We start from the raw sequence: 23,109 nt of genomic DNA, 5'->3' as shown, positions 1-23,109 counted from the left end.
AAAAGTGTATAATTAAGTTATTTTATGTATTTAAAAATACCGACATAACATATCTTAGGTATAAACTTTCAACGATACAAGTACTTTTATATATAAAAATACTATAAATCCAAATTTAAATAATAATGATTGATGTTTCTAGAGTAAATATTCTACACTGTGAATTTATAAATGGGAACCCCTTTAGTAAACTTTCACCAATAGGAACAAAAAATGAGATCGGCTTTTTATATTTCAGACGGAACAGCAATAACTTCAGAAGTATTTGGACATGCGCTGCTATCCCTTTTCCCTACTGAGTTTGAACATCACACTATTTCATTTGTTGAAAATACAGAACAAGCTTTGCTTGCGAGAGATAAAATTAACAAGGCAAGTAAGCGCGCAGGTGAGCTACCGCTGGTTTTCCATACCTTTGTGAACCCTGAGATAAGAGAGATTATTGATGGCTGTGATGCCGTAATTTATAACTTTCTTGAGCACTTTATACCGCCTCTTGAAAAAGAGTTGGGCATAAAAGCGAATCCTCAACCTCACAGAACACATAGCATTCATGAAAAGAGTTACGACAACAGAATAGATGCAGTTAATTTTGCATTGGCGAATGACGACGGAACAAACATCAGTAACTACGAACATGCCGATGTTATTTTAGTAGGAGTATCACGCTCAGGAAAAACGCCATCAGCGCTATATTTAGCCTTACAATATGGCATAAAGGCAGCAAATTACCCTTTTATCGACGAAGATATGGAACACTTAAAGATCCCTGAGTTTTTAAGAAAGTTCAAAAAGAAAATTTTTGGTTTAACCATTGATGCCGACCGTTTAATGGATATTAGGAATAACCGTATATCAAACAGTAAATATGCATCAGCACGTCAATGTAGAATGGAGCTGAGAGAAGTTGAGAAGCTTTATAAGAAAGAAAAAATTCCATTTATTAATACTACAAAATTTTCTGTTGAAGAGATCACCGCAAAAATACTGTCTGAAATGAAGTTACGACGCCGTAAGTATTAATCATTAGCTAGCTACTTGAATCATCATTAAACAATATTCATAAAAAAGGACGCCTTGAGGCGCCCTAAATACTTATAAAAAACCATAACTCAATGGCAGTGACTAAACACTCGTTATTTAAGTTTTAAACACCGCTACCTCATTTTCTAAGTTTGTCGCTAATGAGGCTAACTCTGTACTTGATTCGGCAATATTTTCTGTCGACATACTAGTTTCAGCTACACCTATATTAAGAGTTTCTACATTATCGAGTATCATTTTAACAACAACCGATTGTTCTTCAGCAGCTGTAGCTATTTGAATACTTAAGTCACTTATCTGATTCATTTCTTCACTAATAACTTTGTTAAGCTCATTAACTTCTTGTGCATGAGATTTAACTATATTCGCTTGCACAACACTATTCGCCATTACCTCTACTGAAGAATTAGCGCCAGCCATAATAGTATTAACCATATCGTTTATTTCTTGTGTAGAGTCTTGAGTTCGTTGTGCCAGCTGTCTTACTTCATCAGCAACAACAGCAAAACCTCTACCCTGCTCCCCTGCACGAGCAGCTTCTATAGCTGCATTCAAAGCAAGAAGATTTGTTTGGTCTGCAATACCTTTTATAACCTCTAAAACTTTAACTACCTGATTAAAGTCTGAGCGTACTTTTTGAACACTTTGTTCAGAGTTTTGTATTTTATCTGTCATGGCTAAAATAGCATTATAGGTATCATTAATTTTATTGGTACTGTCGATTATCTTTGATTGAATATCTGAAACTGCAGAAGAAGTAGTAGAGGCACTTTGAGCAACATCATCTACCGTTATCCCCATTTCTTGCATTGCGGTGTTGAGCTGATCAGATGCTAAACTCTGGTCTGATAATGTTCGATTAGTTTGTTCAGTAATGGTCGCTAACTCTTCGGATGTACTTGATTGCTGTGATGCAACCATTCCTATGTTGTTAACTATATTTGATAAATTATCTATCATTTTTTGGATAGATACTTGTAACTGGCCTACTTCATCATTAGATGTTTTAATTACTTTAATCGTTAAATCACCTTCAGCAACATACTGTGCTGCTTCAGAAACCATAATAATAGGTGTAGCAATTCTTTTAGCGAAAAATATACCTATAGTAGCAATAATCAATACAAATATAATCATGAGAATAATCATAAAATTTGTATTTTTATTAATAGAAGCAAAAGCTTCAGGTTCATCTATTTCAGATAAAATAGCCCAGCTGAAGTTATCAAAATCAATGCGATCAAAAGATGACAAAACCGGGTTACCGTTATAATCAATAACAATGTCAGTCCCGCTCTTTCCAGCTAGCGCATCTCTAGCTGCTTTTGTATCAACACCGTTTTTCTCTACACTCCCAGCAAAACTGGCTTTAACTGTATGCCCTTCTGGATCTAAAAATGAATCACTTCTCATTTTCAAATCCATTCCTACAAGATAACTTTCACCTGTTTCTCCCATTCCTTCTCGTACACCCATTATATTTTGTATACCTTCAAGGGGTAATTGCAGGGCAATATAAAGAGATACCTTTCCATCAGACCCCATTATAGGTTGGCCAATAAAGGAAGCTGGTTCATTGTTACTAGGAGCGTAAGGTGCAAAATCAACAAATCCATACTCTCCACTATCTTTTAACTGAGTAATTAATTTACCCAGGTTAGATGATGAGTATTTTCCATTTAGAATATTAGTTTGATAATCGGCTTCTTGTGCTGCCGTGTAGAATATATAGCCATCAGTATTAATAAGAAATAAATCATAATAGCCGTATTGTTTTATATAACTTTTATAAAACTCTTCATTTTCAAGCGTTGTTGGGTTAAATGCTTCACCAACATCAATTTCAGAAATAATAGCCCAACGAACCCCTTCTGCTATATCAATATAATCCCAACTACTTACAACAGGGTTATTATTATAGTCATTAATGACATAGGTATCTTTATTACCTGAAAGCGCCTTGTTTACTGCTATTGTTTCAACTTTATTATTATTAACGAACGACGCTTTTACTGAATACTCTTCAGGGTTAAGATAAGAGTCTGAGCGCATTAAATTTTGAGGCCCTACAAGGTAAGATTCACCGGACTCTCCCATACCTTCACGATTACCCAGAATACTATTGATCTTTTCTAAAGGTTGCTGAAAAGCAATATAACCCATACGCTTACCATTGACTGAAATCGGCTTTACTGAGAATGCTGCAGGGTCGTTATTACTTGGGGCATAAGGCTTAAAATCACCAAATTGAATATCGTTAGACTTACTTTGTTTGGCTAAAGTAAAAGCCTTATTAAATGAGCTATCATTCAAATATTTAGGAATGTTTTTTCCTAAATCACTCTCACGCGTTACAGAATAAATAATGGTACCGTTATTACTAATGATAAAAAAATCATACCAGCCAAAATAATTAAGGAGTGGTTTATATGAAACATCATATTCATCAAGTAAAGATTTCCATTTGGGTTTATCCGTAAAACTTGCCAATAAAGAATTTAAGTTTGAATGCAACTCTGTTTGCTTCGCAAGTAAATCAAGTTGAGCTTTATTATTAGATAAATAGTCACTTAACTGGGATTTTTTTACAGAATTAATAGCAGATAATGTTAAGTAACTTTGCTTTCTCATCGTACTCGCAATATCGACTAATACCCCCATATCTCCTTTTCTTTCTGCAAAATACGTTTCGATAGATTGTTTTTTTATTTGGTTAATAGCAGTTAATTGGTTATAAACCTTATGAGATACATCTTCAGAATTATTAATTGTTGCTACTACACTAATTATAATTGAGGGAATGAGGCCAATAACCATTAAAAGCAACATAATTTTAGTTTTCAAACTTTCCATTTTGAACATACTTTATAAACCATTTTAGTTAGTAACTTTACTGTATAATTAAAAGTTTAGACGTAATTCTTATTTTTACAATAATATCAAATAAATAAAATGACTTAGCTTTATGTCTTTTATATATTATTACCTAATTGAAAATCTAACGATTCTTCGTTTTTTAAACATAATGACTAAAACGAATACTTTATTAAAAATGATTTATTCATATTTATAAATAAACAATAAGGTATAATGGCCTCTTATTGTTTATTCGAGCTAACATCATCAATCATAGAGACAAAACAGAAACACATAAGAAACTCTCGCCACTAGATGGGAAAGCTTCAAACCTACCTGCATCAGAAATAAATACTCAACTAAAAATTGCTACCTTCAATTTATTTAATTACCTAGAGCCACCGAATGCTTATTATGATTTTGATCGTATTTATAGCGCTGAACAATGGGCAAAAAAGCAAAATTGGATAAGCGCATACTTAAAAGAATACCAGCCTGATATTATTGGTTTCCAAGAAGTCTTTAGCCCTGAATCGCTTAAAGACTTAGTCGCCGAGCAAGGTTATAAATATTTTGCAGTAGTTGATGAACCTGAAGTAATTGATGACTTTATTTATCGTAGCCCAGTTGTAGCTATCGCTTCACGCTTTCCAATAAGTGAAATAGCCACAGTAAAACCTAACCTTGAATTGGCACAAACATTAGGACTGACTAACGAATTTTCTTTTAGTCGAAAAGTTATTCGGGCAACAGTTGATGTACCACACATAGGTAACAGTGATTGTTATGTTGTGCATTTTAAATCTAAACGCTCAATGTTGAGTATTGAAGAACAAGAAAATAATTGGTCGCAAGAAAAATCCATTATAGAAAGCTTAAAAGCAAATATTGCGGGTGGTTGGGGCTCAACGATTCAACGTGGTAGTGAAGCAACATTATTAATGATTGAAATGATCGAAAGACGTGAGTCCACAAATAATCCTATGGTACTCATGGGCGATTTTAATAATACCTTAGCCGATGGTGTTTTAAGTCACCTACTCACCCATGATTTACGTTTTGTTTCATCAATAGATAAAGATGCCTACCTTGCCAAATACTGTTTAAAAGATGCTTGGGATTTGTTTGAAGCGTTCATTCATAACGAATACATGAATGAGAATGTTGCACACAACACTGAAGACAGTCCTATTACAGATGTAACTACTGAAACTCCAAAGGTTACTGAAAACATTAATATAATTGAGAACACCGAAAAGGTTGAAACAACTGATGCTATCAAAAACTCAGAAGTAAAACGGATAAATAAATCGTTACTTGATGCCATTACCACTGATGCAAACCAACTAGCCCCAGCGAGAACACCTACTCATTACTATGGTGCTAGCAATTCAGTGCTCGATTATATTTTATTATCTTGTGAGTTTGATGCCAGTTATCACGATAGTCTTTTACAAGTAAGTGATTACCATACGTATGATAGGCATTTAATTAACCCTATATTTGATCGTGATGGTGAAAGTACAGATCATGGGGTTGTATCAGTGACTTTAACTTTGAGATCGTGAAGGATATATAAAATAAAACATAGCAAACAACAATTAACAAGAAACGCTATGCTTTAATAATAAACCTAAATAACCATATCCTTCATCGCTAACGCGGTAATTAAACTACTCACTCTGCCTAATAAGCCTTTAATAGTATTGTTTTGCGCGTGTAGTTCTTCAACTAACTTAGTTACGGTATCAACTAATGCATCACTATAAGCAAAGCCTATAAGAGCAACAAGTTTCACCATATTCGCTTGTTCTAGCATTTTGTGTTCATCGCCCTGCTGTTCATAAACACTGTTCACTAGTTCAATAGTACTAACAAGCTTTTCCATTCTTGGGCTTAGTCGTAGCAGTGCATCTGCACGTTTACTTTCTGTTCTTTCCACTTGCTCTTTAGTGACTATCACTCTTGGGCGAGGCTTCTTACGAGGAGATTTTTTCTTAACTAATTTTCGTTCGATAGAATCGCTATAACTAAACTCACCATCAACAAACTGACCAATATTAGTAACACTTAAACGCTCAGACATAATAGCAGCCGACTTAGCTGTTTTACGTGTAAAATCGCGGTAATCTTCTGCAAAACCATGAGTTGAAATACATTGAGCTAAATCGAGTATCAATGCATCTTTTTTACCTTCACATGCACGTAAGCATCGTCCAATGATTTGTAGGTATAATCTTAAAATTTTAGTTGGTCTGGCGAGTACTACACAGTCGGTTTGAGGATCATCAAAGCCTATTGTTAACATAGACATATTGATAATTAATCTAACTTCATTAGATTTATACCTGCGAATACTTTCATCATTATCAGCGTTTGAACGCTTTGAATGTACGCGCTCATGCTTAACACCTAATAAATGAAAAGCATCAGATAACGCCTCTACATGATTGATAGAGTTAGCAAACAACATCACTTTACGACCTTGAGAAAGGGCATCATCAACGGTTTGTTGTGCTACTAACGAACAATGTTCTAATAAGATAAGGTCTAGGCCAGAAACGCTAAAATCACCACGATACATTTTGACAGAGCTGTAATCTATTTCTTGCGATAAGCTAGGTACTTTATAAACAGGTTTGGCTAACTCACCTGACTCAATCAATAATTTAGTCGTTGTTTCTTCGATAAGTTGCATCGAGCTGTCAATATAAACACCTAATCTATCAATTGGAGTTGCAGTAAGACCAATAATTAAATCCGGTGATAACTCTTCTCGCATAGAGATGTAAACGCCCCCCATACAACCAACATGATACTCATCGCGCAGTAATACGTCACATTGTATATTTAGGTGTTTTCTTCGAGTAAATGACTGCTCCATTATTAAGGTTACGTCACCACCAGCAACATATTTGTAGCCAGACTTAACCACACTAACCGTTAAACCATTAACGGTTAGTGTATTTAATAATTGAGGGATTAATGCTGCATTACGTAAACTAACAACAACTTTTTTATCAGACATTGCTTGGCATAATTTAAGTATACAGATACTCTTACCGCCACCTGTTGGTAATGCAATAATCGAGTTAACTCCTGCACTAATTGCTTTTCGAATACTGTTTATTTGATAATCTTTTTCTAATATCTGCATACTACTCGAGCTTGATTTTAGCGTTAGTTTAGTTGAACACGTTTTGTATGATTAATATTTTATCACATCATTAACGTGGTTTTTGAAACATCTATTTTTATGCGGTAAAACTTTTGATCGTTTGGTCATTATAAGGGATGTTTTGCTCTTATCACTATAATACTCAGTTAATTTACTTTTAAAGGCTAATTAGTGTTTGTTTTTCATAATATGTCGATGCCTTTAAACACAAAGTTAAGAAAAAACATATCCGATAATATCTTGAGGATAGTCAAATACTAGTAAAATGACTTTTTGATGAAAAAAATATTACAAACAGTAAAGAATTGTAAAGATTCATTTAAATAAAAAGCCAACAGTTGGTAAACCAATTAATCATAAAAATTAAAATACGCAGTTTAATAAAAGTAAAAACCAACAAGAACTAAACAAATACTTTCATAGACTTACAAAACAAAAAACAAAGAAAATATTAAAAACCAACAAACACTCCCTACATAAAAAAATCATATAAAAACAAAATAACGATTACCAAAAAAACACAACAGGCCATACCAATAGGTAATACACCATATTGACAATTGGTAATCTTGAAATGCATAGTCTTAAGCATGTTTTAGCAAGATATAAAAACAAAAACATGGGTTATAAAGTTAACCTGATCAAGTTAAAACATAAACGTAATAACAAACTATCATACATAAATAAAAGACCAATATGCTTAATTCTGTTGTAAATCTATATTTATCACAGAAACGAAAATATTCGGTCAGGGAGATATATTAATGTTCAATAAAAAATCACTTATTCTTTTAACAACCCTTTCTGCAACATCTTGCCTAACTCAAGCAGCAACTATTAATAATGCAGGTTTTGAAAGTGGCTGGTCAAGTTGGGACGAGACAGATCCTGCATCAATTTCAGGTAATGCGTATCAAGGTTCTAGCTCTTTAAAAATAAGTGGCAGTCCGGGTCGTGTTTTCCAACTAGTTAATGTAGAAAAAAACACTGAATATACATTAAGTGCTTATGTTAAAGGAAAGGGGCTAATAGGTATTAATGACCTAAATGGTTTATTTAAAAATCAAAAGTTTGATGAGAGTAACTGGACTAAAATATCTCGAACTTTTACAAACGGTAACCAAACTTCTTTACAAGTTTTTGCAAAACACGATAACAGCTCTAGTGATGTTCGTTTTGATAACTTTGAACTTGTAGCAACTAATGACAGCTCTGGCGGTGGTTCTAGCAGTGGTGCTACTATTCCAAGCATTATTACTAACGGCAATTTATTTGATCTTGAAGGTGATGATCCACATCCATTAGTCAACAGCTCAACTTTAGTATTTGTACCTTTAGAAGCACAACATACTACCTCTAATGGCGGTGGTTGGCGTCATGAGTACAAAATAAAACCTAGTGAACGAAAAGCGATGCATGATACACAAGAGTCATTTTCTGCAAACTACAAAGTGGAAATGTCTGACGGTGGTAAAACTATTGTAGCGCAACACCATGGTAGTGACACTTCTACACTAATGAAAGTATATATTGCTGATTCTAATGAAGGCAATTTAATAGATAGTGTAGCAAGTAATGGTATTTTTGATGTGTACGTACGTATGCTGGGTGAAGGTGATTCTTCTGAGACTGTTTTCCCGTTAGGGACAATAAGAAGTGGTGAGTCATTTGACTTAACAATGACAAATGACGACGGTCGTGTAAGAGTTACCGGTTTAGGTCAAGTTGCAGATCTTACAGTAAAAGATGACAGCAGTGCTTACTTCAAGTTTGGTAACTACATACAATCTCAATACCCTGCTGGTGATAGAGATGACTGTGGTACACGAGGCGATTCAGAGTCTTTTGCTGATTGTTTTGATGAGATAGGTATTACAACATCCAAAATAACCTTAACTGATGTTAGCTACAGCAGTAATCATTAATAAAAGTAAATTCAATCGATTATTGTTTTGAATTTAAAATAAAACGCTAAGCTTTTAAGTTTAGCGTTTTTTATGTTAATTATTTAACTTTATTAAGTTCAGACCTTCTGTAATTGTTATTACTCACAATAACAATACCAAATAAACTTCTAGAGTAGCTCATTCTTTTAATCCTTCATATTCATATGTAATCTACAAATATAAAAAGCAGATTAATTCGGGAATTTATTGGTGTTACCTATATAATTCCAAAAAAATCACTCATATCTTGTTATTTAATTATTATCATTGCCTAATAATCACTCATAAAATCCTCACAAAAACCTGTATGACCAATAAAAATAAAAACATAAATTCAAACACGTAAAAAAATCAAAAAATCATTTATCACAAAGTTTTTTTGGTTAACCATTTATATATTAACGTTCATTTCCATCGATATAGATAATAAAAAACAATCTAGAAAACTATATAAACAAAGAAGAACAAATACATAAAACACTGAATACAAAGAATATAATTTAAAAAAATAAGCGGTCAGACCAAAACAACAATTAGAGCTTACAAATTAAAAGGCCATTTAGATAAACAACTCCTCATGAAATCAAAACTAAAACACAACTTACCAAAATAAAAAAACACCACTTACCAAAAACCTAAAAATAAACATTGACAATTGGTAAGTGACAAATGCATAGTCTTTCACGAGTTTCGATATCAAGTATAAATATGAACATGAAACATATGTTTAACTTAAATCAATTCGAAGCCATTAAAAATAGCGGTAAAACCATAATAAATAAAAAACCAATATTGCTCGTTCTGCATATAAAAACTAATTTTTTATGTAACAGAGAAAAATATTAGGTCGGGGATACAAAAAATGTTTAACAAAAAATCACTTGTTCTTTTAACAACACTTTCTGCAACAGCATGTCTTACTCAAGCAGCAAATATTAATAATGCCGGCTTTGAAAGTGGCTGGTCAAGCTGGGTAGAAAAAGAGCCAGCAGCTATTTCTCAAAGTGCGTATCAAGGTTCTAGTTCTTTAAAAATCAAAGGCAGTCCTGGTCGTGTTCATCAAGTTGTTAATGTAGAAAAAAATACGGAATATACTTTAACAGCTTATGTTAAAGGTAAAGGCCAAATAGGTATTAATGATAATAATGGTCTGTTTAAAAACAAAAAATTTAATGTGAGCAGTTGGACAAAAGTATCTAAAACTTTTACCACTAAAAATATAAATACATTACAAGTTTTTGCAAAACACGATAACAGTTCAAGTGATGTTCGTTTTGATAACTTTGAACTTGTAGCAACTAATGACAGTTCTGGTGGCGGAACTAGCAGTGGTGCTGACATCCCAAGTATTATTACAAACGGTAGCTTATTTGATCTTGAAGGAAGTGATCCACATCCATTAGTAAATGATTCAACACTAGTATTCGTACCTTTAGAAGCTCAACATACAACTTCTAATGGTGGCGGGTGGCGTCATGAGTACAAAATCAAACCTAGCGAACGAAAAGCGATGCACGATACAGACGAATCATTTTCTGCCAACTATAAAGTAGAAATGTCTGATGGTGGGAAAACTATCGTAGCACAACACCATGGTAGCGACACTTCTACCCTAATGAAGGTATATATTGCTGATTCTAATGAAAGCAAGCTTACTGATAGTGTTGCAAGCAATGGGATATTTGATGTTTATGTTCGTATGCGTGGTGAAAACGACTCTTCAGAAACAGTTTTTCCACTAGGTACAATAAGAAGTGGTGAATCATTTGATTTAACAATGACAAATGATAGAGGTCGCGTTAAAGTTTCAGCCCTAGGTAAAACGGCGGATCTTACAGTAAAAGATGATAGCAGTGCTTACTTCAAGTTTGGTAACTACATGCAATCACAATACCCAGGTGGCGACAGAGATGACTGTGGTACTCGTGGTGATTCAGAATCTTTTGCCGAGTGTTTTGATGAAATAGGTATTACAAAGTCTAAAATCACATTAACTGATGTTAGTTACTCTAGTAATCACTAATATCTATTAATGACTACCTGATGCTAATTCCAGAAAGTTAGCATCAGAATATAAGTAAAAGCAAAACCAATTATTGAATTGAAACAAAAACACTAAGTTCTTTAGGCTTAGTGTTTTTTTATTTCAAAGATTAAATTTAATAAGCAACACCCTACTCTATACCCTTATCATTTACTCATCTGTAAATTTGAATACATGTAAAGCCAGTTGCCATCTTATTGCCATTAATCTTAATACTAAAATAATAGTAAATGCGATTGCAGCACTCATCATGGGAGATAAATATGGGAGCAATAATACATACGCTGAACTACCCGCTATGGTACAAGCTGCGTAAAGCTCTTTTCTGAATATAAGTGGAATTTCATTCGCCAACACATCACGTATCATACCACCAAAACAACCAGTTATAGTCCCCATAATTACAGCGGTAAGTGGAGGTACACCAACACCTAATGCTTTTGCTGTACCCATCACTACAAATAACGCTAAACCAAAAGCATCAGCAATTTCTAAAGCTTTCTCAGGCAGTTTTTTAGAGCTATTGATCCATAATATAGCAACTAAACTCGAAAAAATAATCGCATAAATATAGCTGGGTTGACTCACCCAAAATACAGGTACACCTAATAAAAGATCTCTCACGGTTCCACCACCAATGGCTGTTACTGCAGCTAAAACAATAACACCTATGCCATCCATTCTTTTTTGGTAGGCAATAATAGCGCCAGACAATGCAAAAACTGCACATCCGATAAGATCAAACATCAGCAAGTAAGTCATTATGTATCTCTAATATTCTTTATTAAAAGTCCATTTTTTATTAACTAGGCTTTCAGCTAATAAAAATTAGGCAAGATTACCTTTAAACCGTTAGCTTTAAAACCTAACTTTTAAATTAATAACCTGAACTCGGTTTAAGGTATTTTTAATTTATTGAAATCATTACTAATAAAACTTAACTTATACTCTAGCTTGGTAATTTTTCTTTATTCAAGGAAAATTTCGTATCAATAGCTAGCCTATTGCAAGTAAATTTAAAGATGAAGCAAGTAAAAATAGCTGTTAGAGAAGAATATATTAAGCCGAGCTCAGGTTTAATATACTTTTTAGCTACCCTTGAATGGAGTGTGAAGGTTTATTTGATACATGAATGTTAACTGAAAAAAAACAAAATAAGCTCTCGCCATGCTATATGAAAAGAGCTTATCTACAGTTTAGGTTTTCATTCAGGTTTGTGCTTAAATTCAGGTTTAAGGTTAGATTGATGAGCTAAAAATCCGTCAACTTTAAAGTAAAAAACTACAGTTAATAAATATAATCAGCCATCTTTTTTCTTATCTTGATAATGGCTTTTTCTTCAACTTGTCGGATACGCTCTTGAGATACACCATATTTATCAGCAAAAACCTTATGAGGAACTTTCTTATCCGACAACCATCGGTTATTTAAAATATCTATGCTGCGTTCATCTAAGGTATTAACAATTTCTCTTATTTGTTGTAAAGATTTTTGCGTAAAATCATCCTGTATTAATTGAGTAGAGAAGGATTCACTTTTATCTTCTAGCAAACTGCTCATAAGCATAGAGCCAGACTCTTCATTATCATTTGTTGAAGCGTCAATATATACATCAGGTTGTGTTAACTGAACCTCCATATCGGTTACATCATCTTCACTAACATCAAGCTTACAAGCAACCTCCTTTATCTCTTGATTTGTTAACCATTCAGTTTTCGCTTTTAAGCGTCTTAAGTTATAAAAAAGTTTACGCTTTGCTTTTGTTGTTGCCGACTTTACCGAACGCCAATTGCGAAGTACAAACTCTTGTATTTCTGACTTAATATAATGCACAGCAAAAGTTGCGAGTCTTACCCCAAAGTTTAAACTAAACTTCTTTACCGACTTCATCAAGCCAACCGTTCCCTCTTGAACTAAATCTTCAATCGGTAAACCATAACCTTTATAACTTTTTGCTATGTAAGCAACAAAACGAAGATGAGACAAAACAATTTGTTGAGCTGCTTGCAGATCATTGTTGTTTTGGTAATTTACAAACAGAGTTCTTTCTTGCTCTTCGTTTAGTGCTGGAATGCTATTTACATGAGTTAAATATGATTGAAAACATCCCACATTAGCTAAGGCAGCTGGCAGTTGAATAGACATAGTTACCCCTCCTTATATTTTGGCTTATTGACTAAACTGAGCATACTTAAATTGTTGTGCTGATAATCGATTAACTGATACGAGCCTCCATTGGCTTTACTTTCTTTAATTATGGTTGACGTTGAAAAACCTATACCTAAAACAAGGGTTAATAAGATAAGTAATATTTTAAGCATAGGTCTCTTTTTTGAAGTCATGATATATCCTCATTTAAGCAATATAAAATAAGCTCAAATAATGCGCTTGAGAGAAATAGCACATATTCGTAAACTAATATTTTCAACAAGTTAAGGTAGAGGGTGTATTGCTACACCCTCTAATATATTAAGTAGCTTTATCCTCCTTTTTAGATTTTTGGCCTTCGTCAGCTTGATGCTCAATCGCTTTTGCATTTTGATTAATAGCAATAGATTTTGGCTTCATAGCTTCAGGTATTTCTTTCACTAAACTAATAGTGAGAAGACCATTAGAAAGATCGGCACTGGTTACTTCAACATAATCTGCTAGATTAAATTTACGTTCAAAAGATCGATTAGCAATACCGTGGTACAGATATTTTCGCTCGTCTTTAGCGTTTTTATTTCCTCGTACTGTTAGTACACCTTTTTCTACTTGAATATCCAGTTCTTCTTGAGAAAAACCGGCTAAAGCTAAAGTAATGCCGTACTGATTTTCGTCGAGAACTTCAATATTGTAAGGCGGATAAACGCTTGCAGATGTGTCGGATGTGAAAGCGTGATCAATTAACGATGCAAAACGATCAAAGCCAACACTGTTTCGGTAAAGTGGGGTTAAATCAAGTGAGTTCATAATATATCCTCCGTTAGAAGCAACATAAAAATAAAAACAAGTTTTGTGATTAAAGCTCTTTAAAAAGACATCTTTATCACAGTGATTTATTTAGGGTCAGTAGAAAGGAAAACAAGTACTTTTTTTATAAAAATTTAAAATATAAATATAAAGTTTTATATCTTATTTCTATATTCAAGTGATGCCATTTCTATCAGTCGACTTTTCGTACGTTCAAATTCAAACATTAATGAGCCACTATTATAAAGCTCGCTCTGTTGCACATAAGCCGTAATAAATAAATCAATTGCACAATCGTAACATTCGTCAACTAAAGCAATAAAGCGTCTCGCGGCATCATCCATAGGAGCTAACATTACCTCGCGTTCACCAGTTAAACCCGCTGAAACATTAATGTTTGACCCATTATCTTCTGTACCTCTGGCTTTTATGCGCTCATAAGATTGTCCGCTCATAGGAGGCACATTAAACAATAAAATAGTGGTGAACTGTTTGGCTAGTTCTATATAGTCGAAGTGGCTTCGTGGTCCTTCACATAGCTCTGTAAAATCAAAACAAATCACATGATTTTCGGTTTCAATATTTTTAGCGATATAAGTCATTTCTCTACCTAAAATATTGATGGTTTTTGCTTGTGCGACAATGTGATCTTCAACATCCTTAAGAGGAGTTTGAACAACCGCATCTGACTTCAAATCAAACCGAGTTAATAAACTTTGATGTAAAGCCACTTGCTCTTCAATAGATTGCTTGGCAGATAATTCAAAATAACTTTGATCATAAGTTAATGTTCGAAGACGGTGATCATGCTCACCTGCCAAATGTAATGTTTGCATATGTTGTTCAATAGCGGCAATCGCAGGGAGAAAACGTTCTCGTTGTAAACCGTTTCGATATAACTCGCTTGGTGCGCAATTACTTGTACTTACCACAATAATATTAAGGTCGAACATAAACTGCATCAAATTACCGAGTAACATCGCATCACCAATGTCAGATACAAAAAACTCATCAAAGCACAATACTCGATACTTACAACTAAATGCTTCAGCTATACGTTTTAAAGGTTCAGCCTGACCAGAAAGATCTTTAAGCTGGCGATGAACATCTTGCATAAAATGATGAAAATGCTGACGTTTACATAACGTATCTGGCAAGCTATTCACAAACAAATCCATTAAAAATGTTTTACCGCGCCCTACTTTTCCCCATAAATAAAGCCCTTTAATCGCAGTACGATAAATAACTTCTGTGTCTTCAGCTTCTATTGCTTCATATAAGTTTTGCAATAGTTCAACAGCTTGCTGTTGTGAATCGTCGAAGCTTATTTTATTAGCACTGATTAGGTTTTGATATTGTATGAAAGGAGAAGTATTTAGCATCGTTTAAGAATGTTATTTAGTTAGAATGAAGAACATGTGTATTCTAACGTAAAACACCATTTTGTTCAGAGATTGATATTATACAAATTGATGTATTTTCAATAAACTGAAGATAATATGTTATGTATGTAAAATACTACTCAATTAAACTAAGCTTTATTTCATTCTCATAAAAGGGTTCAACGTGCTCAGAATTTCTCTTATCATTCTTTCAATATTTATGTCTTTTCAACTGCTTGCTGCTGGTACAAAAGGTCAATACATTCAGCCAAACAACTTATCTCCCAAAGTACGAATAGAAACATCGATGGGAAATGTAGTGCTTCAACTCGATCGCTATCGCGCTAGAATTACCGTTGATAACTTTTTAGGTTATGTTGCTCGTGGCCAATACGATAAAACCTTAGTTCACCGCGTAGAAGAGGCTTACCTTATTCAAGCCGGTGGCTTTATGACAAACTACACTGAAATTGAACCCGACAAACCTATTTTTAATGAATCTGGTAACGGCTTAAAAAATAAAGACGGCACTATCACCATGGCCAAACAACTCAATGATGCCCATTCAGCGACGAGCCAATTTTTTATTAACCTAAATGATAATACTAATTTAGATCCAGGAAGAACATGGGGCTATGCGGTTTTTGGCGAAGTTATTGAAGGTTACGAAGTACTTGAAGCTATTTCAGAAGTTGAGGTTGGCTACAGCGAAGAATTGGGTTATCCAACGGTGCCGAAGAAAATGATCACTATTTTAAGAGTGGTTATTCTTGATGAAAAAAAAGAGTAATAAACTTTAGGTAAAAAAGCCCTAAACCTTATGTATAAAGTTTAGGGCTAATAATTATTTACCGTTAAATAATTATTTACCGTTAAATAATTATTTACGCCATGTTTAACAATTACTTAAGTAAACGTTAAAATTGGTAAGTTACACTTACACGCCCCGTGGTTGGAGCACCATAAAAACCAACATTCTTTAAACTGGTAATATATTTTTCATCAGTAATATTATCAATATTGGCTTGTAGGCTAAGTTTTTCTGATATATCCCAACGAGCAAAAGCATTAAGTAGTAAATATGAATCTTGTTTAACCGTTCCTGCCGCATTTTCAACTTTTGATTGCCACTTACCACCTAAACCAAAGGTCAATTCAGACATTTCAGGTAAGCTATAATCTAATGAAAACTTAACTAAATCTTTGGGTTCCCAAGCACTTGTATTTTCACCTAATTCATCTTCTATATCCAAGAAGGTGTAAGCAAAATAAGTATTCAAGTTTTCAGTAATATGACCCACAACTTCAAACTCAAAACCTTCAGTTTCCATTGTTGTGCCTTCATAATAATAATTACCCGTAGTGTTCAAACCAGCAAAAACAGATACATTTTCTTGCTCTGCACTAAATACTGAAAAAGTAGCAAGTAGGTTGTCATCAAACCATTGAGTTTTTACACCCACTTCATAGTTAGTGCCTTTACTTGGATCTAAAAAATGTCCATCAAAGTCTGTTTGCTCTTGCGGTTGATAAATGTCTGAGTAACCAATGTAAACATTAACATCTTCATTAATCGAGTAAGTTGCGGCAAGGTAAGGGCTAATTTCGCTTTCATTATTATCAACAGGTCCACCTTCATTATAGCCTTTACGGGTATAGTCAATCGCATTAAAACCAGCAATAACAAATAAGTCATCAGTTATGTTCACCTTAGTTGAGCCAAATATGCGTGTTAAGGTTACATCAAGTTCAGCGTATTTAACTTTCTCTGACCATTCAGGTTCTGGAATAGCGTCTGAGCTTGTTGAATATGGAAAAGCCGGAGTGAATAATACGGTATTGCCTGCATAATCAATATAAGGTGCTCCAGCTACAGCAGCATTAGTGTATGAAGTGTCTGTACTTTTAGATGTGCTTGCACCGAACATTACCTCATGCTGCCTACCCGCTAAATCGTATTTACCTTTAACCGTTACATCAAACAAGTTAGCACTAAACTCAGAATCATAACGTCCAGGAAGACCAACTAAACCTAAATTCGTTTGGCTGTTAAAAACACCCAGCGCATCATAAACATAAAACAACTTACTTTGATCATCTGAATCTTGTCTGTTGTAGGTCGTTTTAATTTCCCAATCATTATCAAATGTATAAGTATATTCGACAAAAAAGTTTGTATTAACAGTGTCCCACATCGTCCAATCTTGGGTCGGGCTTGTGCCTACATCAAAGTCAGCTTGTGTTCCATCAGAATAAGCTAATGGTAAACCACCCCACATAACACCGTCACTATTTGCATCTTGATGAGAAGCACCAAAAGCAATTGTTGAGTTATCACTTATTTGACCATCAACCACAACAGAGATAAATCCACGGTCATCTTCTAAAGCGTCAAGGTATGAATCAGCATCTTCTAAAACACCAACAACACGTGCAGCCCAACTTCCACTTTCGGTTAACAAGAAAGAATAATCAGCTTCAACGCGTTTTAAACCATACGAACCAACAGATACACCTACTTCACCTTCATTTTCATTGGTTGGACGTTTACGAACATAATTAATCGTACCAGCTGAGTTACCTACACCCGTTAATTGACCGTTGGCACCACGAATTATTTCAATATCTTCATAGCCGTAACTCTCTACAGCGCCAGTAACAAGACCCCAACCATTAGGTAGGCCAATACCGTCTATTTGAGTGCTTTTAATATCGAAACCACGTGATGTATAGCGAGTACGGTTAGTTTCACCTTGCTCTACCGTTATACCCGTTGCCATTTGAAGAGCATCATTAACACTTGTAGCAGCAAAGTTCTTAATTTGTTCAGAGCTAATTACACTGATTGATTGAGGTGTTTCATTTAATTCTAGTGTTAAGCCTGTAGCGCCTTTGCTTACACGGTCTTGGCGTACACCTAAAATTAAAATCTGTTCAACGTCTTTATCAGACTTCTCAATGTTTTTTTCTGACTCCATTGCATTCACTGAACTTGACAAACCCATAGCCAAAGTAAGCGACGACAATACAAAAAAATGCGTAGACTTCATGTTTAAATACCCTTGCGTTAATAATATGTAAATAATTTTTGAAAGCATTATACATAGAAATAATTCAAATGATAATGATTATCAAAAGCATTTATATAATCAAATAAGAACTATTAGTATTAATGTATATGCAGGGAGATGATATTTATAAATACACAGAAAACACTTAAGGGCTTAAGTGTTTATACACTGCTTTAACAGTAACATTTTAAGGTAGAGGTATTAAAATCGAATATTTATTAAGTAGATAATTAATATAAGTATATGAGTGCTTATATCTTAAGGTTTTTGGATTAAAATTAGATCATTGAAGCTTATAATTTTTTCTCCATAAAAAAGTTTACCTTATTTAATTCAACATTATATTCACGCTTTAGTTTTTCATTGTTTTCAAGCTTGTCTAAATCACCAATAAGTGTAATTAATTTATCGTGTGAATGATGGTTAGTTGTTTTAAAGTCTTCTGGTTCACCCTCGTCTGCAACTCGTTCTCGTTTGTTCATATCATGACTATTCTCATTAGTCTCAAGCCATATATCATCAATTAGGCGCACTTTACTTTCAGACATTTGGTTTTCAGTACGTTCCATCATCAGTTCATACTGACCCGGATTTTTACCTTCTCGATAAAGCTTTTGATCAATATTAACTTCATGTGTTTGATCTAATCCAACCAACTCATCATTTTGTATGGCTGCGCCGATTTGGTAGCTTTCAGTCTTATCATAATAATCAGGACGGCTTAGTTGATAATCAAAATGAGTATTTGCTGTCTTACTTTGATTAACTTTGAATAATTTTCCTGACTGATGCTCCTGCGTTTCTTGGCTTAGATCTATGGTGGTTTTAGGATTGATTTTTTGTCCAACAATAGCGAAAGAGAAGCTCGAATCAAAGTCTGCTAATTTAGAGATACCAGCGCCTAATGTATCTCTTACATCCTCACTCACATCACTTCCTACTCCAGTACTTACATCAGTTTTAAGGCCTTGATAACGAGAATCATGAGTGATCATATTATCAACTAAGTCAGCCACCATATTACGGCTATTGAGAAATTGATTAGCTGCTGTCGACTCTATTTGACTGTAGCGCTCTGCCGCTGAAGACATACTCGAAAAAGCCTCTTTAAATAATTCAAAACCCTCGCGTATATTGGTATCAGTACTTTTACCAAACGTAGAAGATTTACCTTCCATAGTACTATGAGTGCGGCTGTCTTCAAGATTAGCATCAAGTGCCGATAAATATTGCTGCATTTGAGTAACATCACTACCACCAAATGCTGACATAGCGACAGAAAAGTCGACAACTTGTGAGCCATTTTTTGATTCAAAATCAAAGTTCTGTTGATGAGCAACATGATCAAACTGATAACTCAAATCAATCGTTCTTGCAGAAGCGTTACTTCCAGTATTTGTAGAAAGAGATAAATCAAAATCAGATAATTGCTGATGGTTAATATCAGACAAAAAATCTAAACTCATATCCGCCTGATTTTCCCCTCTAAATGGATTAAAACTATTCTCGCTGACCTTAAAAAATTCATCTGCCATTGCACCAACACCAGACATAACCTGTGTTAACGCTTTATGCTCAGCTTCAGACAACTCACCTTCTACTTGATAAGTAAAACTTAATTCGTTAGCCGAATGATCTACGTTTTTATCGTATCCTTGAGACGAATTAAAGGTTATACGAATAGTATCACCTTCTTTAGTTTTTACAGATAATTCAAAAACGTAGCTGCCATCATCTGGGTTGTTTAAATTACTGATATCATTACTATAAGCACCTAAAACGTGATCAACACGTTGTTGGCTAGTAGCTAAAAACGACTTTTGTTCATGCCCTAATTGGCCTAAGTCAGATAAAATATCACTGGTATTTGCGTAGGCCTGATGAACATTTTTTACTGAATGATTAAAACGCTCTATCAACTTGTCGCTACTCTCATTATTAAGTAACCCTTCCTGCTGACTTGTTAGTACAGTACGTATAGCTAATTCTTCACTTGAAGGCTTATAATCGAAAGCTTTTACGCTGTTTAGTGTCGTGTTTGAAGTAGTCTCTGATATGGTAAAAATAGATGTGATCTGTTGCTGAAGGAGTTGATCCAACTCTTTATCGCCAAGTGACTGTTTTTTTAGCTGTAGATCATTCAGGGCTTGAACCATTTCAGGCTCAATATTTTTAAGTTCGTTGCTTAAGGTATGTGTGATATTTTGATTTAGCTGGGCAAGCGAATTTATTAAGTCTGTTTGACTCGATGAAATATTGTTGTTCATGATTATCCTTAACCTTAAATCCACATAACATTTGTATCGGATAATCCTGCAAAAGCTTTAGCCTAATAGATATGTTTTTAGTATTTAATGAACGAGGAAAGTGATAATACTTTTAAAATGTAATTTTGAAACATGGAAAGAATAAGATAGAACCGAAATGAAAGGAAATCATTGCTGATCTCCTTTAAAGAGTTAACGACTACTAAAAAAAATTATTGAGCAAAGGTTACCGAACCATCAATTATCTCAAAGGTATTTTGACCATATGCAGGTAACGAAGGACAATTGTTAATAACGCCTCTCAGTACCATAAAGCTTCCTGCTTCTACATCAGCATAAATACCACTACCACCAACAATATTTAAGATTTCTTCAACCTCAAAAGGCGTTGAGCCCGTACCGTTTTGACATGTTGGATCACCAGCAAAAATTGTCGTAATAGAGTCATGCTCTGTATATAAAACACCTGTACGGTTATTATTAACAAATGAATGCGTTAATGTGAAGTCAGGATTTAAAACACCTTTAATAACTCCGTCTAGTACAAGTCCAAGTCTATTAAACCTAGAAGTTCTGTGATGCCAACTACCTCTATTAGTCATTAAAACAGCTCTAAATTTACCTAATTGCTCAGTTTGGCTAACAGAAAATGTTTCTGCAGAGCCACGCACTACATCGTAAGTTTGAGTTGAATTATGTGCTAAAGCAGCAAAACTAGTTAAAGATAACAAAGCCGCACTAATAAGAGTTTTTTTCATAATAATATTCCTTTAATTTTATTAGGGGCTTTTTTTTCGAGATTAAATCCGTTCTAAATTGAATAAAATTTAATCATGAAAGGTCAACAGCCCCTATAATCCATTTGATTTTTATTTTAATGTTAATTTTTATCTTTGTTTATAAAGTGTACATTGTATGCAAACCTCTAAAAACAAAGAAAAATATCACAAGGTTTAACGAGTAACAATAGATAAAAGCCAATTAACTCAATTATTACAAAGCGTTACAACACACTTAACAATATTGGCTCTTTCCTGCATTAATCCAATTACCCGTAGCACCTGAGATACAAGGCTTAAGCGTAATAGGTTTATTCAATATTTCCACTGAGTTATTGATTAATTTACTGAAATTTTCCAAGACTTTGCTCTTTCTATTACATATAAGATTATTATTTTTAATAAAGGAGATCGTATATGCCAAGGTTATTGATAAAAATGCTAACAGGAGCATTACTTATTATAGGTTTCAGCGCTCAAGCACTCGAAATTGAAGATTTAGGTGATGGCTTATATCGCTTTATAGACGACAGACATCGCTCTGTATTCTTGATCACACCACAAGGTGCTATTGTTACTAATCCACTTAATAAAAAAGCCGCTACTTGGCTACAGCAACAAATTAATACGCGTTTTTCTTTTAGGTTTTAAGTTCCAACAAAAATAACCCTCGCATATAGATAGGTAAGGCAAGTATTTAATGAACAGTAACGATTGAATATTATTAAAGCTGTGAATCAATTAGCTCCAATGCTTCGTCTAAAATAGTTTTAACCGCATTACGTGCTTTTTCAGGGTTACGAGACTTAATGGTATTAAGGATATCAGCATGTTTTTCTACATCAGCGCCGGGTACGCCTTTAATTTTATTTGTATACCTAATACTGACTTTTAAGGCAGTTCCTATAAACTCAGTAAGTTGAACAAAAAATCGATTACCACTAGCAACTAAAATACTAGTATGAAAAGCAATATCTGCATCTAGTGGGTCGTCTAGCCCTTGATCTGCATCGATCATACGTTCTAAAGCTTTTTCAATATCTTCTAGCTGTTCATAAGTTGCATTAATAGATGCTAAAGCTGCAGCTTGAGGCTCTATTGCAGCACGAACTTGTGTAAATTCTTTTAATAAAGATAGTGATGGTTTACTACTTAATATCCAAGTTAAAACATCGGTATCAAACATGTTCCAACTGCTTTCAGGTAGAACTCTTATACCTTGTTTAGGTCTAGAGGAAATTAACCCTTTTGCAGATAGCATTTTAACAGCTTCGCGTGTTGAGCTTCGACTTACATTGTATTGAACACAAAGATCAGCTTCTGAAGGTAAGCCTTCCCCAATAGGATAAGTTCCCTTAACGATTGCTATGCCTAGACTATGAGTTAATTGCTGAGTTAAATTCTGTTTAATAGAAGGTGTCATTTAGCTAAAATCCACTATTATTGTATTAATATGTTATATCATATTTAATTTCAAACAAATATGATATAACTTTATATGTAGATAATAACTAACACATTTAAATACTTTAAAGCCTATTAAAATAAAATAGGTTAATTTTATTACATATTCACAATAGTTGGAGC

General features: G+C 34.0%; 17 protein-coding genes. 6 read left to right on the top strand and 11 right to left on the bottom strand.

Annotation, left to right across the window (positions count from 1 at the left end; all coding sequences use genetic code 11):
• The first annotated feature begins 213 nt into the window (after nucleotides 1-213).
• Nucleotides 214-1,023: a pyruvate, water dikinase regulatory protein gene (locus Q5N69_RS08010; protein WP_304368348.1), complete on the top strand. Its 810-nt coding sequence runs from the start codon at nucleotides 214-216 to the stop codon at nucleotides 1,021-1,023.
• Between the two features lie 117 nt (nucleotides 1,024-1,140).
• On the opposite strand, the gene Q5N69_RS08005 is transcribed toward Q5N69_RS08010, so the two are convergent.
• Entirely contained in the window at nucleotides 1,141-3,897 is a 2,757-nt protein-coding gene (locus Q5N69_RS08005; RefSeq protein ID WP_304368347.1) for a methyl-accepting chemotaxis protein, read from the bottom strand.
• Nucleotides 3,898-4,247: 350 nt separating this feature from the next.
• On the opposite strand from Q5N69_RS08005, the gene Q5N69_RS08000 reads away from it, so the two are divergent.
• Nucleotides 4,248-5,468 (top strand): endonuclease/exonuclease/phosphatase family protein, encoded by a 1,221-nt coding sequence (locus Q5N69_RS08000; RefSeq protein ID WP_304368383.1) that lies wholly within the window; start codon nucleotides 4,248-4,250, stop codon nucleotides 5,466-5,468.
• Between the two features lie 65 nt (nucleotides 5,469-5,533).
• On the opposite strand, the gene Q5N69_RS07995 is transcribed toward Q5N69_RS08000, so the two are convergent.
• Nucleotides 5,534-7,057, bottom strand: a complete 1,524-nt coding sequence (locus tag Q5N69_RS07995; RefSeq protein ID WP_304368346.1) for a DEAD/DEAH box helicase — start codon at nucleotides 7,055-7,057, stop codon at nucleotides 5,534-5,536.
• Nucleotides 7,058-7,842: 785 nt separating this feature from the next.
• Between Q5N69_RS07995 and Q5N69_RS07990 the strand changes: the two genes are divergently transcribed.
• Nucleotides 7,843-9,003, top strand: a complete 1,161-nt coding sequence (locus Q5N69_RS07990; RefSeq protein ID WP_304368345.1) for a polysaccharide lyase family 7 protein — start codon at nucleotides 7,843-7,845, stop codon at nucleotides 9,001-9,003.
• Between the two features lie 883 nt (nucleotides 9,004-9,886).
• Nucleotides 9,887-11,047 carry a polysaccharide lyase family 7 protein gene (locus tag Q5N69_RS07985; RefSeq protein WP_304368344.1) on the top strand — a complete coding sequence of 387 codons (1,161 nt, stop codon included), beginning with the start codon at nucleotides 9,887-9,889 and terminating at the stop codon, nucleotides 11,045-11,047.
• 171 nt (nucleotides 11,048-11,218) lie between these two features.
• Here Q5N69_RS07985 and Q5N69_RS07980 read toward each other — a convergent pair whose 3' ends face one another.
• From Q5N69_RS07980 to zapE, 5 genes are all read right to left on the bottom strand, one after another.
• A complete protein-coding gene (locus tag Q5N69_RS07980; protein WP_304368343.1) occupies nucleotides 11,219-11,830 on the bottom strand; it encodes a trimeric intracellular cation channel family protein in 612 nt (203 codons plus the stop codon).
• A 525-nt stretch (nucleotides 11,831-12,355) separates the two neighbouring features.
• Nucleotides 12,356-13,213: an RNA polymerase factor sigma-32 gene (locus Q5N69_RS07975; RefSeq protein ID WP_304368342.1), complete on the bottom strand. Its 858-nt coding sequence runs from the start codon at nucleotides 13,211-13,213 to the stop codon at nucleotides 12,356-12,358.
• 2 nt (nucleotides 13,214-13,215) lie between these two features.
• On the bottom strand, nucleotides 13,216-13,410 hold the full coding sequence (locus Q5N69_RS07970) for a hypothetical protein (RefSeq protein ID WP_304368341.1): 195 nt from the start codon (nucleotides 13,408-13,410) through the stop codon (nucleotides 13,216-13,218).
• A 127-nt stretch (nucleotides 13,411-13,537) separates the two neighbouring features.
• Nucleotides 13,538-14,023 (bottom strand): Hsp20 family protein, encoded by a 486-nt coding sequence (locus Q5N69_RS07965; RefSeq protein ID WP_304368340.1) that lies wholly within the window; start codon nucleotides 14,021-14,023, stop codon nucleotides 13,538-13,540.
• Nucleotides 14,024-14,178: 155 nt separating this feature from the next.
• Nucleotides 14,179-15,405: a cell division protein ZapE gene (gene zapE, locus Q5N69_RS07960; protein ID WP_304368339.1), complete on the bottom strand. Its 1,227-nt coding sequence runs from the start codon at nucleotides 15,403-15,405 to the stop codon at nucleotides 14,179-14,181.
• A gap of 184 nt (nucleotides 15,406-15,589) precedes the next feature.
• Here zapE and Q5N69_RS07955 point away from each other — a divergent pair, with 184 nt between their 5' ends.
• Nucleotides 15,590-16,195 (top strand): peptidylprolyl isomerase, encoded by a 606-nt coding sequence (locus tag Q5N69_RS07955; protein ID WP_304368338.1) that lies wholly within the window; start codon nucleotides 15,590-15,592, stop codon nucleotides 16,193-16,195.
• A gap of 127 nt (nucleotides 16,196-16,322) precedes the next feature.
• Here Q5N69_RS07955 and Q5N69_RS07950 read toward each other — a convergent pair whose 3' ends face one another.
• The 3 genes from Q5N69_RS07950 to Q5N69_RS07940 all read right to left on the bottom strand — a co-directional run bounded on the left by Q5N69_RS07950 (nucleotide 16,323) and on the right by Q5N69_RS07940 (nucleotide 21,501).
• The gene (locus Q5N69_RS07950; protein ID WP_304368337.1) at nucleotides 16,323-18,455 is read right to left on the bottom strand and encodes a TonB-dependent siderophore receptor; all 2,133 of its coding nucleotides are present in this window, start codon (nucleotides 18,453-18,455) and stop codon (nucleotides 16,323-16,325) included.
• A gap of 314 nt (nucleotides 18,456-18,769) precedes the next feature.
• Nucleotides 18,770-20,743: a hypothetical protein gene (locus Q5N69_RS07945; protein ID WP_304368336.1), complete on the bottom strand. Its 1,974-nt coding sequence runs from the start codon at nucleotides 20,741-20,743 to the stop codon at nucleotides 18,770-18,772.
• Between the two features lie 212 nt (nucleotides 20,744-20,955).
• Entirely contained in the window at nucleotides 20,956-21,501 is a 546-nt protein-coding gene (locus tag Q5N69_RS07940) for a hypothetical protein (RefSeq protein ID WP_304368335.1), read from the bottom strand.
• Between the two features lie 438 nt (nucleotides 21,502-21,939).
• Between Q5N69_RS07940 and Q5N69_RS07935 the strand changes: the two genes are divergently transcribed.
• A complete protein-coding gene (locus tag Q5N69_RS07935; RefSeq protein WP_304368334.1) occupies nucleotides 21,940-22,173 on the top strand; it encodes a hypothetical protein in 234 nt (77 codons plus the stop codon).
• Nucleotides 22,174-22,246: 73 nt separating this feature from the next.
• On the opposite strand, the gene Q5N69_RS07930 is transcribed toward Q5N69_RS07935, so the two are convergent.
• Nucleotides 22,247-22,945, bottom strand: a complete 699-nt coding sequence (locus Q5N69_RS07930; RefSeq protein ID WP_304368333.1) for a FadR/GntR family transcriptional regulator — start codon at nucleotides 22,943-22,945, stop codon at nucleotides 22,247-22,249.
• Between the last annotated feature and the right edge of the window lie 164 nt (nucleotides 22,946-23,109).

This window comes from Pseudocolwellia sp. AS88, assembly GCF_030551755.1.
In the GTDB taxonomy this organism is placed as follows: domain Bacteria; phylum Pseudomonadota; class Gammaproteobacteria; order Enterobacterales; family Alteromonadaceae; genus Pseudocolwellia.
The sequence above is the reverse complement of the archived record's forward strand: the minus strand, read 5'-3'. Positions and strand labels throughout refer to the sequence as shown.